This is a genomic window from Janthinobacterium sp. 35 (assembly GCF_002754575.1).
GTDB lineage: Bacteria > Pseudomonadota > Gammaproteobacteria > Burkholderiales > Burkholderiaceae_D > Janthinobacterium > Janthinobacterium tructae.
The window spans coordinates 6,100,502-6,113,138 of the sequence record NZ_PEFN01000001.1 but is presented as its reverse complement, the minus strand read 5'-3'; the positions used below and the strand labels follow the sequence as shown (position 1 = coordinate 6,113,138).

At 61.0% G+C, this 12,637-nt stretch carries 20 protein-coding genes and 1 tRNA gene; all 21 read left to right on the top strand.

All coding sequences use genetic code 11. From position 1 onward, the window contains the following. The first annotated feature begins 19 nt into the window (after positions 1-19). The gene (locus tag CLU93_RS26985) at positions 20-373 is read left to right on the top strand and encodes a hypothetical protein (RefSeq protein ID WP_099764136.1); all 354 of its coding nucleotides are present in this window, start codon (positions 20-22) and stop codon (positions 371-373) included. Then, on the top strand, positions 370-1,443 hold the full coding sequence (locus tag CLU93_RS26980) for a tyrosine-type recombinase/integrase (protein ID WP_099764135.1): 1,074 nt from the start codon (positions 370-372) through the stop codon (positions 1,441-1,443). Before CLU93_RS26985 ends, CLU93_RS26980 begins: the two co-directional genes overlap by 4 nt. Positions 1,444-1,531: 88 nt before the next feature. Then, positions 1,532-2,044 (top strand): HD domain-containing protein, encoded by a 513-nt coding sequence (locus CLU93_RS26975; RefSeq protein ID WP_099764134.1) that lies wholly within the window; start codon positions 1,532-1,534, stop codon positions 2,042-2,044. After that, positions 2,041-2,466 (top strand): hypothetical protein, encoded by a 426-nt coding sequence (locus tag CLU93_RS26970; RefSeq protein ID WP_099764133.1) that lies wholly within the window; start codon positions 2,041-2,043, stop codon positions 2,464-2,466. The genes CLU93_RS26975 and CLU93_RS26970 overlap by 4 nt, the downstream gene beginning before the upstream one ends. A gap of 72 nt (positions 2,467-2,538) precedes the next feature. Beyond that, positions 2,539-3,069, top strand: a complete 531-nt coding sequence (locus CLU93_RS26965; protein WP_099764132.1) for a zinc finger-like domain-containing protein — start codon at positions 2,539-2,541, stop codon at positions 3,067-3,069. A gap of 209 nt (positions 3,070-3,278) precedes the next feature. Beyond that, the gene (locus CLU93_RS26960; RefSeq protein WP_099764131.1) at positions 3,279-3,503 is read left to right on the top strand and encodes a hypothetical protein; all 225 of its coding nucleotides are present in this window, start codon (positions 3,279-3,281) and stop codon (positions 3,501-3,503) included. A gap of 114 nt (positions 3,504-3,617) precedes the next feature. Then, complete coding sequence (locus tag CLU93_RS26955; RefSeq protein ID WP_099764130.1) at positions 3,618-3,962, top strand: hypothetical protein; 345 nt, start codon at positions 3,618-3,620, stop codon at positions 3,960-3,962. A 125-nt stretch (positions 3,963-4,087) separates the two neighbouring features. Beyond that, positions 4,088-4,161, top strand: a tRNA-Gly gene (locus CLU93_RS26950). Positions 4,162-4,246: 85 nt separating this feature from the next. Further along, positions 4,247-4,444 (top strand): hypothetical protein, encoded by a 198-nt coding sequence (locus CLU93_RS26945; protein ID WP_099764129.1) that lies wholly within the window; start codon positions 4,247-4,249, stop codon positions 4,442-4,444. Positions 4,445-4,530: 86 nt separating this feature from the next. Beyond that, a complete protein-coding gene (locus tag CLU93_RS28375) occupies positions 4,531-4,692 on the top strand; it encodes a hypothetical protein (protein ID WP_180287966.1) in 162 nt (53 codons plus the stop codon). A gap of 2 nt (positions 4,693-4,694) precedes the next feature. Next, the gene (locus CLU93_RS26940) at positions 4,695-4,940 is read left to right on the top strand and encodes a hypothetical protein (RefSeq protein WP_099764128.1); all 246 of its coding nucleotides are present in this window, start codon (positions 4,695-4,697) and stop codon (positions 4,938-4,940) included. A gap of 2 nt (positions 4,941-4,942) precedes the next feature. After that, positions 4,943-5,089 (top strand): hypothetical protein, encoded by a 147-nt coding sequence (locus CLU93_RS28370; RefSeq protein ID WP_180287965.1) that lies wholly within the window; start codon positions 4,943-4,945, stop codon positions 5,087-5,089. 102 nt (positions 5,090-5,191) lie between these two features. Beyond that, a complete protein-coding gene (locus CLU93_RS26935; protein ID WP_143451838.1) occupies positions 5,192-5,551 on the top strand; it encodes a hypothetical protein in 360 nt (119 codons plus the stop codon). A 1-nt stretch (position 5,552) separates the two neighbouring features. Next, positions 5,553-5,945 (top strand): hypothetical protein, encoded by a 393-nt coding sequence (locus CLU93_RS26930; RefSeq protein WP_099764126.1) that lies wholly within the window; start codon positions 5,553-5,555, stop codon positions 5,943-5,945. A gap of 394 nt (positions 5,946-6,339) precedes the next feature. Then, positions 6,340-6,732: an HNH endonuclease signature motif containing protein gene (locus tag CLU93_RS26925; protein ID WP_099764624.1), complete on the top strand. Its 393-nt coding sequence runs from the start codon at positions 6,340-6,342 to the stop codon at positions 6,730-6,732. Between the two features lie 161 nt (positions 6,733-6,893). After that, positions 6,894-7,370 carry a terminase small subunit gene (locus CLU93_RS26920; protein ID WP_180287964.1) on the top strand — a complete coding sequence of 159 codons (477 nt, stop codon included), beginning with the start codon at positions 6,894-6,896 and terminating at the stop codon, positions 7,368-7,370. Next, a complete protein-coding gene (locus CLU93_RS26915; RefSeq protein WP_099764124.1) occupies positions 7,367-9,034 on the top strand; it encodes a terminase large subunit in 1,668 nt (555 codons plus the stop codon). Before CLU93_RS26920 ends, CLU93_RS26915 begins: the two co-directional genes overlap by 4 nt. Beyond that, positions 9,031-10,341, top strand: coding sequence for a phage portal protein (locus tag CLU93_RS26910; protein ID WP_099764123.1), 1,311 nt, complete (start codon positions 9,031-9,033; stop codon positions 10,339-10,341). The genes CLU93_RS26915 and CLU93_RS26910 overlap by 4 nt, the downstream gene beginning before the upstream one ends. After that, positions 10,338-11,135, top strand: a complete 798-nt coding sequence (locus CLU93_RS26905) for a head maturation protease, ClpP-related (RefSeq protein WP_099764122.1) — start codon at positions 10,338-10,340, stop codon at positions 11,133-11,135. Before CLU93_RS26910 ends, CLU93_RS26905 begins: the two co-directional genes overlap by 4 nt. 85 nt (positions 11,136-11,220) lie before the next feature. Further along, the gene (locus tag CLU93_RS26900; protein WP_099764121.1) at positions 11,221-12,408 is read left to right on the top strand and encodes a phage major capsid protein; all 1,188 of its coding nucleotides are present in this window, start codon (positions 11,221-11,223) and stop codon (positions 12,406-12,408) included. A gap of 54 nt (positions 12,409-12,462) precedes the next feature. Continuing rightward, a complete protein-coding gene (locus CLU93_RS28365; RefSeq protein ID WP_180287963.1) occupies positions 12,463-12,636 on the top strand; it encodes a hypothetical protein in 174 nt (57 codons plus the stop codon). Position 12,637: the final 1 nt, after the last annotated feature.

Genomic DNA, 12,637 nt, shown 5'->3' with positions numbered 1-12,637 from the left:
ACGGCTTAAAAGGCTATACATGAAAAATCAAGAAATCAAAATCGCAGCAAACAAACGCTTAGCTGGCCTGCTTGGCTGGTCCAACTTGGTCGAAGTGGGCGGCGCCCTGGTCGGCACGCCGCCGGCGGGCGCCGCCGAAAGCCGTGGCCAGGCGAAGGTGCCGGATTGGGCTGGTGACTGGGCGGAGGCTGGGCCGCTGATCGGCAAACACGGCCTGATGGTTGAGTCGATGGGCGCCGGGTGCGTCGCCGGGGGCGTGTACGTGAGGTTCAATGCTTTCCCGTGCCATGACGCCGCGCTCCGCTTCGCGATCGTCAAGGCGGTCGCGGAGCGGCTGTCTCGCCGCGCTGCTGCGGACGGGGCGGAACCGTGAGCCCGGCCCTGTTTCGCGTGAAGAAGGTCTGGCACTTCCGTTTCCAGGTTGGTGGCGCACGCGTGCAGCGCAGCACCAGGGAGCGTACACGCGCGAAGGCCGAGCCGGTGGCGGCCCGCGCCTACGCCGACGCCGTCACACGCGCCAACGGTGGGCATCCCGTGCCGACGCTCGATGAGCTGTTCAAGGCATGGCTGCAGGTGCAAGGGCCGGTGTCGAGCGCCGCCCATGTGCGCAGCGTCGACGTTGTGCATCGCCTGCACATGTACGAGTTGGGTGGACTGGCCGTCTCCGACGTGACCACCGCCCACATCGAGCTGGCGCGCAACCAGCACCTGCTTGAACACAAGCCAGCCACTGCCAACCACTGGCTGCGCGTCATGAAGCTGATCGCCAACTGGGCGGTCAAGCGCGGCATCATTGCTCACCTGCCGTGGCGCGTCACCATGCTGAAGGTGCAGAAACGGCCACGGGCGACGTTGCCGCTCGACGTGGCCAAGGCTTGGTTTGGTGCGGTGGATTCTGCGTCTGTGCGCACGCCAACGGTCGGTACTGCGGTGCGCCTGATGTTCGGGCTCGGCCTGCGAGAGGGCGAAGCGGCCGGCGCCCGATGGGAATGGATCGACTGGCAGCGCGCCACATACACGCCAGGCATCACCAAGGGGCGCGAGGCCGAGCCTGTGCCAATGCCCGTATGGCTGATCGAGCACCTCGCGCCGCATCGGGCGACCGAGGGCCTGATCGCACCCGGCCGCGACGGCGCCCAGCACCCAGCAGGCTTCGCCCGCAAGGCCATGAGGATCGCCAACGCCCATTGCGCCGTCAAAGGCATTACGCCTCACCGCTTGCGTGGCACGTTCGCCACGTTGCTATCCGAGGCTGGCGTGCCCATCCAGACCATCCAGGGTGTCATGCGACACAAGAGTCCGCTGACGACGATGGCCTACCTGGAAAAACGCATGGACACGGCTGCGCTGGCGCAAGAATCTATTGCCGGAAAGATTGGGTTTGCTCGGCGAGAAAGTGGCGAGCACCACCCCGCAAAGCCGCATGAATCTTCAACTTCATGATTATCAAGAGTCATCGGTTGCAAATGTTCCGGCGCCTCGATTTCCACCGGCCGAGTTGGTTTATACAAATTCTGAAATTGGAGACGAAATGAACCTCGCATATGAAGCAATGATGTTTGCGCGTCACGCGCACCGCGCGCAACAGCGAAAATACACGGGCAACCCATATTCGGATCATTTGGCCGAGGTGGCCGGCATTGCCATGTCTGTCGGTTGGCAGGCATCGCTGATCCATCCTGACCAAATGATGGCCACGGCCTGGCTGCACGACTGCATCGAGGATCAGGGCGTCGAATACGCGGAGCTCTTCCGCCAGTTCGGCCCCGTCGTCGCCGATGGCGTCATGCTGCTGTCCGATCTGGAAGTGGGTAACCGCGTCGAGCGCAAGGCCGTCGGCCGCAAGCGCCTGGCCGCCGCGCCTGGCTGGGTGCAGACGATCAAGTGCGCGGACCTGATCAGCAATACGTCCAGCATCGTGATGTACGATCCGAAATTCGCCGTGACCTACGTGGAGGAAAAGCGCTTGCTGCTGGATGTGATGGTGCGCGCCGATCCGCGTCTGCGCGCGCTGGCGATGGCGCAGGCTGGAGCTGCGCCATGAGCACCAACAAAAAGCCGCGCAAGCGCTACATCCCGAAGCCAGCCGTGCTGCCTACAGGCCTGCGCCGCGACTTTGCCTTCGAAATGCCCGGTTTCCAGGCCAGCGAAGCAATGGGCAAGGGCCACTTCCAGGAGCAGCACGTCTACGACCTGCTGAGCAACGCCGATATGGCCCGCCGCATTGCGCCAGATGGCCACGCCATCCTGCCGGTGGCGCAGGCAATGGTCGAAGCGGTTGCCGAAATCCAGGCGCGCGCCCAACGCACCGGCACCTTCGGCGTCAACGGCGACGAAATGCGCGTGCTGTGCGATGGCATCGGCAAAACGATGGTTTTCCTACGCAGCGTGTCGAATTACGACATTTCCAAGGCTTCACTGGCGGCTATCCGCGAGTTCAATAAAACAGGGGTATTGAGGGTATGAAAAATCATCCAGGACAGGGCTATTTGAAACTAAAAATGGGTGTTAACATTGGCCAACAACTGAAAGGCATACATGGGCTTCGCTGACCGCTACATCGCTTCAATCGGATCGACCAACCTGATGGACGATGCGCTTCACCACCAGACGGACCCGCTGGCAGCCGCGGCGCTGGCGGGCGACATCGGCGCTTTGCTGTGCCGCGTGAAGTACGCTGACGGCACGCTCAACCGCATGTTTGAGGGCAACCAGCAGAACCTGGCGCAACTGCTGCGCATCTGGACGGCGGCCGTGATCGAAAAGGGTAAGGCTCGATACTGGGTGAAGAACGAGGACATTCTGATCGCATATCCTCTGTACAAGCGCGTTGCCGAGGCATCGCTGGCGCACTGGCTTGACAGCCACTGCAAAAAATGCTCAGGAACTGGCGTTACTGCCTTGCTGGGAAATCGACAGTGCTCGGCCTGCAAGGGCTCCGGCATCAGCGAGATTAGCGGGATGCGTGAGTACGAGAAGAGGCTCGTGCTCGACATGGTGAGCGAGCTGACCGCGATGTACGATAGCCACGCACGCCGGGCCAGCTCGAGGCTGCGCACGACTGACTAAAAAATATTTGTGCGAACTGGTCGTAAAAACAGTATTTCGTGTATAGTAAATACCTAAGTTGTGTTTCAGTAAAATTCTTTCGGAATCGTAACGAATGGCGAAGGCCAAGGCGCCCATACCCGAAACTTGCGGCAGCACCCCGACCCAGCGCCGGACCTGTTCGCCCTGAAATTCACAGATAGCTCACCACGCAGATAGCGCGGGAGCAAATGAAAGCCACCCTTGCGGTGGCTTTTTGCATTGGCGATTCACTTTTCGAGGACGCCGTGACCGATACCACACATCCATCGCCACAAACGGTACGCGAGTACCTGGAGCGGCGCACGCACTCGGAAGACCCGCCTCCTACGCCTGACGAAATACGCAGGGAGTTGGGCTGGAACTTGATCGCCGCTGAGCGCCAGGCCGAGGCTGAGGGCGAAGAACGAAACTGAAATGGCCGGATGCGCGCGCGATCATGCCGCCGCAGGTCTGAAAAGGAGGTGCCAAGTGAAGTAGCGAATCTCGTGGTAGTCACCACTCATTTACCCACAAACCGCAAGGAAATCATGAAATACATGAAACGCTTTACCAATTCGATGTTGGCTGCCTGCGCGATTGCATTCGCTACACTCGCCATGGCGATGCCGGCCGCATCGGCAGCCGATCACCCGCAAGCCACTGTCCTGGTCGCCTCGACCCAGGCCGCCACCCCAGCACCTGTCGGTCTGGACATCACCATCGCTGCCATCGAGCAGAAAGACATTGGCGTCATTGGCGGCATGTCGGACATGCCCAAGCCCAAGCCGGGCGCCAGCTACTTGCCGCGCACCTTGATGCTCGACATCGGCAATCACGCTGACACGCACGGCATCCACGCAGGCCGCGAGGCCGAGCGTCGAACGTCGGCCTAGTTGCCACTGCTAGCCGGGTGACCGGCTTCACAATAAAGCCAACTGCGATCCAGGCGGCTTTATTGTGGTGATCACGCAGTCATACTAAGCCGGAGGATCGCAGCGTCGGCCGCCACAAACATCATGCGGGCGTAGCTCAATGGTAGAGCCGAAGCCTTCCACGCTTACGACAAGGGTTCGATTCCCTTCACCCGCTCCAGAGTCTCCTCGCTCGGCAATCGCCGGGCCTTCGCCGCTGATCGCCTTCGCATGTCAGCGGCTTTTCTATTTGAGGCACGCAAATCATGAACGTAATTACCCCAGTAACCTCAGTGAACCCAGGCGCGTTCGAGTACCAGGCGAATGGAAAGATCGTGCGCGTCTTCGATACCAACGGCGCCGGGGAGCTTCTGCCAGTCGAATACAGACAGCACGCAGATGATAACAAGTTTGCATTGCAATTCCAGCCATTCGGCATGGTCTATGCGGAAGTAGTTCGCTGATCCGCTCCAGCTCTCCCCGCCTGGTTCGCCGGGCCTTCGCCGTCAGCCGCATCACTGCGCTGGCGGCTTTTCTATTTGAGGTTCACATGTTCAGTCTACTGAAATCCTTGAGCAGCCTCGCTGCCGATGTGGTGCAGGTTGTTGCTGCCCCTGTTGAAATGGTCGTTGACGTCGCGGCAGCCGCAGTAAAGCCTGTTGCCGAAGCGGCAAAGGAGCTGGTCGACGAAGTCAAGAGTCTGAAGGACTGATCATGGATGGCGATGACATTAAGCTGCACAACGAAAGCATGCCATGGTTCCCCAAGGGGATGCCCATTTGGCGGCGCGTGCAATGCCTGCTCGGCTACCACAAGCGCGAGACGCGACAGACCGCCAAGGGTCATTGCTACGGCGTGCAGACCGAAGAGGGGAAGCGGCGCGGCATCTTCGGCATCCACGACGAGGCGCCTATGAAGCTGCGTCACCAGTGCGGCCGCTGCCATACTTTACTGGATTGACCATGTTCAACTTCGATATCGGTCGCATGATCGTGGGCCTCGTCCTTGCGGGTGCTGTGATTGGCGGCGCCATCGTCGCGCTCGTGCTGCTGGCTTGGCCGTGGCTGTGGGCAATGGCCAAGCCAGCGCTGCACGCAATTACCGCCTAACACTTGCGACCTGCCAGCGCGCTCCAGTTCTCCTTGCCCGGCATGCCGGGTTTCGCCGCTGCTCGCCTTCGTGCGTTGGCGGCTTTTCTATTTGAGGCTCACATGTTCGGTCTATTTAAATTCATGCGGCGCCGCGCCGAGGATAAGGCTCGATACGCAGCTCTGGTTCAGGCCGACATCGAGGCGAGGACCAAGTATGAGGTTGCGAGCGCTCGACTGACCGAGGCACTTTCCGTCCTCAAAAGATCCGAAGGGATGGACGTGTGCACAATCGATTCCGACGGCCTGATGAAGGTCGAAGTCAATGGCGCTATCCATCGCCGGCCTGCGCAGGAGGTCGTGTTCGAGCGTGGTGACATGGGCTTGCCCATGCGCCATTGCACGCCCGAGCTGCGCGAGGGGGAAGTACTGATCGAAACGATTGGTAGCAACATCCCGAAGATCATACGGACAGGACTCTGATATGCGAATCTCCGCCAACAAGACCAGCCCCGACTACCATCCTGACTACATGGGCGCCAACATCTACCTGGATGGTGCGCTCGTTGATCGCGTCATAGCTGCTGATGACGTTGCGGGCGAGGTAATACGCGCCAGTCTGGACGAGTTGGGCAATCTTTATCTGGCTGGCGATGAGATTGCCACCGAAGTGCTCAAGGGCATGGTGCGGATTGTGAAGCATGGATCTTGGCTTTGCGCGGAAGCGATCGGCTTCGATGCCTGGATGCACGAGCGTACTGAGGCTGCGCACCAGGCCATGATGAAACATGTCCGGCGCGGTAGCGTCGAACATAGCAAGAAGTGCGCGCCCGGCGGCATAGTTACTGGTCGGCAGCTGGTGGGCTGGGACTTATGACCACCGACGACTGCCGACGCTGGCTGGTCATTTACCTCCAACTCCTCGGCATGCAGCGCGACATCGCGCAGCGCCAGGCGCATGGGCCTGGCTCAACCAAGATTAGGATGTGACATGAGTGGAGATCGAGAATCAGGCCGCACCTCCCAGCAGATACAAGCCGCGCCACCGCAAGCTGTTTTCGTCTGGTGTAATGGATATCACGGCTACCCGCGCGCGTTGGCTCGACACCTCGGGCGATCCGATATTCGAATAGTCAGCCCATCATGGGTTGGCTCGGGTCGCTCGCTTGGCTGCGCAGACACTATTGTTGTTGACCACGCAGCCGTGCTGTCTTCGCGCCAGCATGAAGAGGTGCGCATCATCAACGACTATGCGCAGTCCAGGCCGAGAAATGGCTAAGCTGCACAACCTCAAACCCCGCATCACCGCTGCACCTGCACGCATCACCACGATGACGCCCGGTGCCTGGCGCGCCGACAAGACCAGCAGCACCCAGCGCGGCTATGGATACAAGTGGCAGCAAGCCCGCGCCGCCTACCTGGTCAAGCACCCCTTCTGTGTGTACTGCCTGCGTGAGGCGGGCATTCCGATATCGGATGACGCTACAGCGGTTGGGCTGGCGTGTATGGGCAAGGGCATAGGCCTGCCGATGGCCACTGTGGTCGATCACGTAATCGCGCATCGAGGCGACATGAAGGTGTTTTGGGATTCAGCCAACTGGCAAAGTCTATGCGCCCCGCACCATAGCCGCGACAAGCAGCGCGAAGAAGCATTGGGTATGTGAGGCGGTCAGGCTCCCGGTCGAGGCGCCATGAGGCCTTGGTCAGGCCGCAGGCGCATCACCGAAGCGATAGGGGCGGGGCGGAGTAAATCTCTGGAGCCTTTGCCGCTCTAGACCGCATGTACCCCACGCGCAGATTTTATTTCCCTTTGGAGTAAATGTTAATGGCTTTAACAGGCAAAAAGCGGGTGTTCGCCGATGCCGTTTTGGCCGGCCGCTCCAATAAGGATGCGGCGATTGAGGCAAAATACAGCGCCGCCACGGCATCCGCAGCGGGATCGCGTCTTGTTAAAGATCCAGAGGTTGCGGCATACCTAGCCAGCCGCCGCACAGCCTCCGCTGCCGCGCCAACTGCATCGGCAAAATCGCCGGCGCCACCATCGGGCGATGATGACGTCGATCCGCTGAACGGTGCCCACTATGTAGACCCGAAAGAATTCCTCGGCGCGGCCATGAACGCGCCGGAACTGGATATGCGTCAACGCATTGATTGCGCCAAGGCGCTGATGCCCTTCGAACACCAGAAGTTGGGCGAGGGCGGGAAGAAGGTAGTGAAGCAGGAGGCTGCCAAGACCGCTAGCCAAGGTCGCTTCGGCGTTCCGCCACCGCCGCCTCGGCTCATAGTGGGCGGTAAAAAATGAGTTTCTCATGGACAACTGCCTGCCCTGACTGGGAAGAGCGGATCGTCGCCGGCCTGAGCCTGACGCCGTGTCCGCCGCTGTTCCCTGAGCAGGCCGCCGCAGCCTGGGCGATCTTCTCCGAGCTGCGTATGGTGGATGCGCCCGGCAGCCCGCGCATGGGTGATGTGGTCAAGCCCTGGGTGCGCGAGTTCGTCGAGGGCATCTTCGGCGCCTACGACGCCGACACCGGGCGCCGCCTGATCAAAGAGTTCATGCTCCTGATCAGCAAGAAAAATGGTAAAAGCACAATAGCCGCCGGCATCATGCTGACGGCGCTGCTGCTGAACTGGAGGCTCGAAGGCGAGTTCATCGTCCTGGCGCCAACCAAGGAGGTCGCGGACAACAGCTACAAGCCGATCGCCGCGATGATCCGCGCCGATGATGAGCTGGTCGCGCTACTGAAGGTGCAAGATCACATCCGCACCATCACACACCTGACCACGAACGCCACCCTCAAGGTCGTGGCCGCCGACGGCGAGACAGTCTCAGGCAAGAAGGCCATCGGCGTTTTCATCGATGAGCTCTGGCTGTTCGGTAAGAATCCACGCGCTGACGCGATGTTGCTGGAGGCCACTGGCGGCCTGGCCTCGCGGCCCGAGGGCTTCGTTATCTTTGCTACTACGCAATCTGACGACCCGCCAGCCGGCGCCTTCCTCTCCCGCCTGCTGTATGCGCGAGGTGTACGCGACGGTCGCATTGTTGACCCGGCCTTCTACCCGATCCTGTACGAGTTCCCCCAGGACATGCTCGACGCTGGCGGGCACCGCGACGTGAAAAACGCCTATGTGACGAACCCGAACATGGGCGCCTCGGTAGATGAGGAGTTCATCGCCCGGGGCTACCGCCAGGCGCAAGAGAAGGGTGAAACGGAATTTCGCGGCTTCCTTGCCAAGCACTTGAACGTCGAGATCGGCCTGGCGTTGCGGTCTGACCGCTGGGCTGGCGCCAACCACTGGGAGCATCAGGCGCTGCCGAAGCTCTCGCTGGATGAGCTTATCGCTCGCTGCGAAGTCATAGACCTGGGTATCGACGGCGGCGGCCTAGATGATTTGCTGGGATTTGCCGCTGTCGGGCGCTGCCTGACGACGCGCGAGTGGTTCGCCTGGACGCATGCATGGGCGCACCCCTCGGTTCTGGAGTTGCGCAAATCCGAGGCGGCACGCTTCCATGACTTTGAAAAGGACGGCGATCTGACGCTGGTCGAGCGTATCGGCGACGATGTTTCCGAGCTGGTCAGCCTCGCGGCGCAAGTCTGGATCTCGGGCAAGCTGGACAAAATCGGCGTCGACCCGGCTGGCCTGGGAACTATCCTCGACATGTTGGAAGCCGAGGGCATCCCGGCCGACCTGATCGTCGGAATACCGCAGGGCTGGAAAATGAATGGCGCCATCAAGACAACTGAGCGCAAGTTGGCCGCCGGCGAGTTCTGGCACGGCGGCCAGCGCCTCATGAACTGGTGCGTCGGCAACGCCAAGGTGGTCGCGGTAGGCAATGCGATCACGATCACGAAGCAGGCGAGCGGCACGGCAAAGATCGACCCGCTCGCCGCTCTATTTAATGCTGTGACGCTTCTAGCGTTGAACCCGACCAGCAATACTATTTCTCAAGGTTTCGTAGAGCTATGACAAAAAACACAACGTGGGACGACGTGCAGCGCCGTGCTGCGGTGCCTGGCTCGGCGATCCTGACGCAATGGAAGGCTGAGCGCGAGAGCGCGCGGCAGGTTTCAAATATCGCCTACAGCCCTGACGTGCTGGAGGCGTTCGGTGTAAATCCATCTGGCACCACGGTCACCGCGACCAGTGCCATGCGCGTGTCGGCCGTGGCCGCGTGTGTCGCCAAGATCGCCGGCGCCATCGTCAGTATGCCGATCCATATCTACCGAATGGCAGATGGTGACGTGCCGGATCGTCTCCCACGCGATCCGCTCTGGTATCTACTCAACGAGCAGCCATCGCCGCAATACACCTCCGCCAGCATGTGGGAGGGCGTTAGCATGGCGCAACTGCTCCGCGGTGACGCCTATGCCCTGATTCGCCGCAGCATTCGCGGCGATGTGCGCGAGATCCTGCCGTTGCCGTGGGGTTCGGTGTCGCCTTTGCGCCTGCCTGATGGCGTGCGCTACTACGTCAACCTGACTTCGCACGGCATTTCGACCTGGTTCGACCCATCCGACATCCTGCATTTCCCCGGCCTTGGATTCGATGACGAGACGATGCGGTCCATGTCGGTCATCCAGTACGGCGCCCGTAACGCCATCGGCAACGCGCTGGCCATGGATGAATACAGCGGCAAGTTCTTCGAGAACGGCGCCCATCCTTCCATCGTGCTGAGCAGCAAAGCCAAGATGAATCCCGAACAGATTGAACTGCTGCAGTCGGCGTTTGTGCGCAAGTATTCGGGCCCAGGCAACGCGCACCGGCTGCCGCTGGTGCTGACCGAGGGGCTGGAGGCCAAGGAATTGAGCCTGAGCGCGGAGGATGCGCAGCTGCTGGAGGGCCGCAAGTTCCAGGTGCTCGACGTCGCCCGCGCATTCGGTGTGCCGGGATTCATGATCAACGAGTCGACCGGTGCCACCAGTTGGGGTTCGGGCATCGAAAGTATCGGCCGTGCCTTCGTCCAGTACACGCTGCAGCCATGGCTGCGCAAGATTGAGCAGGAGCTGAACCGCAAGCTATTCCCGCGCGACATCGGAAAGTTCGTCGAGTTCTACCGCGATGCGCTGACCGAGGGTGACCTAGCCGCGCAGGGCGAGTACTTCCGCCTTGCATTGGGCGGCCCCGGCGCCGGTGACGGGCACATGAGTATTAACGAAGTTCGCAGGATCAAGCGCCTGGCACCGATCGCTGGCGGCAATGAAGTCTACCGCGCGCCGCGCGACACCGGAAAGCCGGCCAATAAATCAGCAACCGAGGAACCGCCAGCCCCATGAATAAAATTCTCCAACTGTGTATGGACAACGCCAAGCGCGAGCGCCAGATCATCAATCTGGTGCGCAACGAGTCCGAAGCCACGATGTACATCTACGATGTGATCGACTCGTACTGGGGCGTCAGCGCAAAAACCGTCATCGCCGACATCGCGGAGGCCGGCGATGCCGCGACTCTGCATATCCGCATCAACTCGCCGGGAGGCGACGTCTTTGAATCCCGCGTCATTATCGAAGCCATCAAGCGCTTCGCTGGCAAAACCATCGCCCACATCGACAGCCTGGCCGCTAGCGCCGCAACCAGCATCGCGCTGGCTTGCAACGAGGTCGAGATCTCGGATGGTGGATTCTTCATGATTCACAACGCCAGCGGAGTGGCATGGGGCGACAAGGCCGACATGCGCAAGACGGCTGACCTGCTCGAGAAGGTCGAGGGTTCGATCATTGCTGAGTATGCTGCGGAAACCGGCCAGACCGTCGAGCAGATCGTCGCGTGGATGGAAGCTGAAACCTGGTTTGACGCCGCCGAGGCCATCGCCGCCGGCTTCGTTGACCGCCTGCAGTCCACGGCCAAGGTCGGCAACACCTGGAACCTGGCCGCGTTCGCCAAGGCGCCGGTCGCTATCCATGCGCCGGAAGTGGCGTCCGTACCGGCAATCGCGCCGCCAACTGCCGTCGATGAGCCTGTGCCCACGCCCGCAGTCATAGATCCGGTCGTCGAGCCGGCACCAGTCGCACCGGCGCCGTGCATGAAACAAGCAAATACCAACCTGCTCGCCCTTCTGCAAGCCACGTAAAGCGCTCTCGCGCACACCCGCCGAGGTCGGTCACCTCACCCAATCGGGAGCCTATGTGGCTCCCTTTTTCATTTGAAAGAAAAATATGACCATTCAAGAACTGCGCGAGAAGATTTCGAACCTCGCCACCCAGTCGCAAAACCTGCTGAATAACAAGGGCGATGCCATCTGGTCGCCCGAAGACCAGGCCAAGTTCGATGGCTTCGTCAACGAGATCAACGCGGCCAAGCAGCAGGTCAAGAACATCGAAACCCAGCGCGAGCTGGAAGCCGACAAGTTCTTCAACGCGGCCCCGGCCAAGAAGGAAGATGGCGTGCAGGTCGATGCGCTGGTCGCCGTCGCGCTGTACCTGCGCAATGGCACCAATGTGACCAACGAGCAGGCCGTCCAAATTCGCAATGCAATGTCGACCACCACGTCGGCAGAGGGCGGCTTCACCGTACCGGCCGAAATCGCGGCGATGGTCATCGAAAAGCTGAAAGCCTTCGGCGGCATGCGCGAAGCGGCCTATATCCTGCCGACCGCAGGTGGTAACCCGCTGAACTTCCCGACGTCCGACGGCACCAACGAGATTGGTGAAATCGTCGCCGAGAACATCACCACCACCACCGGCGACGTTACCTTCGGCACCGTGGCCCTCCCGGTCTACAAGTACAGCTCAAAGCAAATCGCGCTGCCGGTCGAGCTGATCCAAGATAGCGCTATCGACGTCATCGCCCTGGTCGTCGCCCGCCTGGCTATGCGTATCGCCCGCATCCAGAACGCCCACTTCACCACCGGCACCGGCACCAATCAGCCAGCCGGCATGATCACCCAGTCGGGCATTGGCAAAGTCGGCGCCACCGGTCAGACCGTCGCCGTCACCTACGACGACCTGGTGGACCTGAAGCACGCCGTCAACCGCGCCTACCGTGTCGGCGGCCGCTACATGATGAACGACCTGACCATCGCGGCCGTGTCGAAGCTGAAGGACACCACTGGCCGCCCGATCTGGGTGCCGGCCATCACCGAAGGTGCCCCGGACCGCCTGAATGGTCACGCCGTCGTGACAAACGATGACATGGCTGTCATGGCTGCCAACGCCAAGTCGATCGCGTTCGGCGACTTCTCGCAATACACCATCCGCGACGTCAAGGACAGCACGACCATGCGTCGCTTCGATGACTCGGCATTTGCATTGAAAGGGCAGGTCGGCTTCTGCGGCTGGACCCGCTCCGGCGGCAACCTGCTGGAGCCTTCGGCTGTCAAGGTCTACAGCAACTCGGCAACTTAAACCCCGCGCTCGGCGGGCTTCGGCCCGCCTTCCATCACCAAACAGGAAAACATCATGGCAAAAACGCCCGAAGTAACCCTCGTCAAAGCGCGCGTGCTGGTCGCTGGCCCGCACGGCGAATGCAACGACGTCATCGAACTCGATGCAGATCTCGCCACCACCCTCGTCGGCACCGTCGACACCGACCCGGCCGCCGTAGCCTACGCCGAATCCCTGATCAAGGAATAAC

Excerpts from the sequence above, each read along its gene's own strand:
- CLU93_RS26935 (WP_143451838.1), top strand. The coding sequence starts at position 5,192 with ATGTTCGGTCTATTTAAATTCATGCGGCGCCGCGCCGAGGATAAGGCT.
- CLU93_RS26960 (WP_099764131.1), top strand. The coding sequence starts at position 3,279 with ATGAAAGCCACCCTTGCGGTGGCTTTTTGCATTGGCGATTCACTTTTC.
- CLU93_RS26925 (WP_099764624.1), top strand. The coding sequence starts at position 6,340 with ATGGCTAAGCTGCACAACCTCAAACCCCGCATCACCGCTGCACCTGCA.
- CLU93_RS28370 (WP_180287965.1), top strand. The coding sequence starts at position 4,943 with ATGTTCAACTTCGATATCGGTCGCATGATCGTGGGCCTCGTCCTTGCG.
- CLU93_RS26930 (WP_099764126.1), top strand. The coding sequence starts at position 5,553 with ATGCGAATCTCCGCCAACAAGACCAGCCCCGACTACCATCCTGACTAC.
- CLU93_RS26920 (WP_180287964.1), top strand. The coding sequence starts at position 6,894 with ATGGCTTTAACAGGCAAAAAGCGGGTGTTCGCCGATGCCGTTTTGGCC.
- CLU93_RS26945 (WP_099764129.1), top strand. The coding sequence starts at position 4,247 with ATGAACGTAATTACCCCAGTAACCTCAGTGAACCCAGGCGCGTTCGAG.
- CLU93_RS28375 (WP_180287966.1), top strand. The coding sequence starts at position 4,531 with ATGTTCAGTCTACTGAAATCCTTGAGCAGCCTCGCTGCCGATGTGGTG.
- CLU93_RS26900 (WP_099764121.1), top strand. The coding sequence starts at position 11,221 with ATGACCATTCAAGAACTGCGCGAGAAGATTTCGAACCTCGCCACCCAG.
- CLU93_RS26915 (WP_099764124.1), top strand. The coding sequence starts at position 7,367 with ATGAGTTTCTCATGGACAACTGCCTGCCCTGACTGGGAAGAGCGGATC.
- CLU93_RS26985 (WP_099764136.1), top strand. The coding sequence starts at position 20 with ATGAAAAATCAAGAAATCAAAATCGCAGCAAACAAACGCTTAGCTGGC.
- CLU93_RS26970 (WP_099764133.1), top strand. The coding sequence starts at position 2,041 with ATGAGCACCAACAAAAAGCCGCGCAAGCGCTACATCCCGAAGCCAGCC.
- CLU93_RS26940 (WP_099764128.1), top strand. The coding sequence starts at position 4,695 with ATGGATGGCGATGACATTAAGCTGCACAACGAAAGCATGCCATGGTTC.
- CLU93_RS28365 (WP_180287963.1), top strand. The coding sequence starts at position 12,463 with ATGGCAAAAACGCCCGAAGTAACCCTCGTCAAAGCGCGCGTGCTGGTC.
- CLU93_RS26975 (WP_099764134.1), top strand. The coding sequence starts at position 1,532 with ATGAACCTCGCATATGAAGCAATGATGTTTGCGCGTCACGCGCACCGC.
- CLU93_RS26965 (WP_099764132.1), top strand. The coding sequence starts at position 2,539 with ATGGGCTTCGCTGACCGCTACATCGCTTCAATCGGATCGACCAACCTG.
- CLU93_RS26905 (WP_099764122.1), top strand. The coding sequence starts at position 10,338 with ATGAATAAAATTCTCCAACTGTGTATGGACAACGCCAAGCGCGAGCGC.
- CLU93_RS26910 (WP_099764123.1), top strand. The coding sequence starts at position 9,031 with ATGACAAAAAACACAACGTGGGACGACGTGCAGCGCCGTGCTGCGGTG.
- CLU93_RS26955 (WP_099764130.1), top strand. The coding sequence starts at position 3,618 with ATGAAATACATGAAACGCTTTACCAATTCGATGTTGGCTGCCTGCGCG.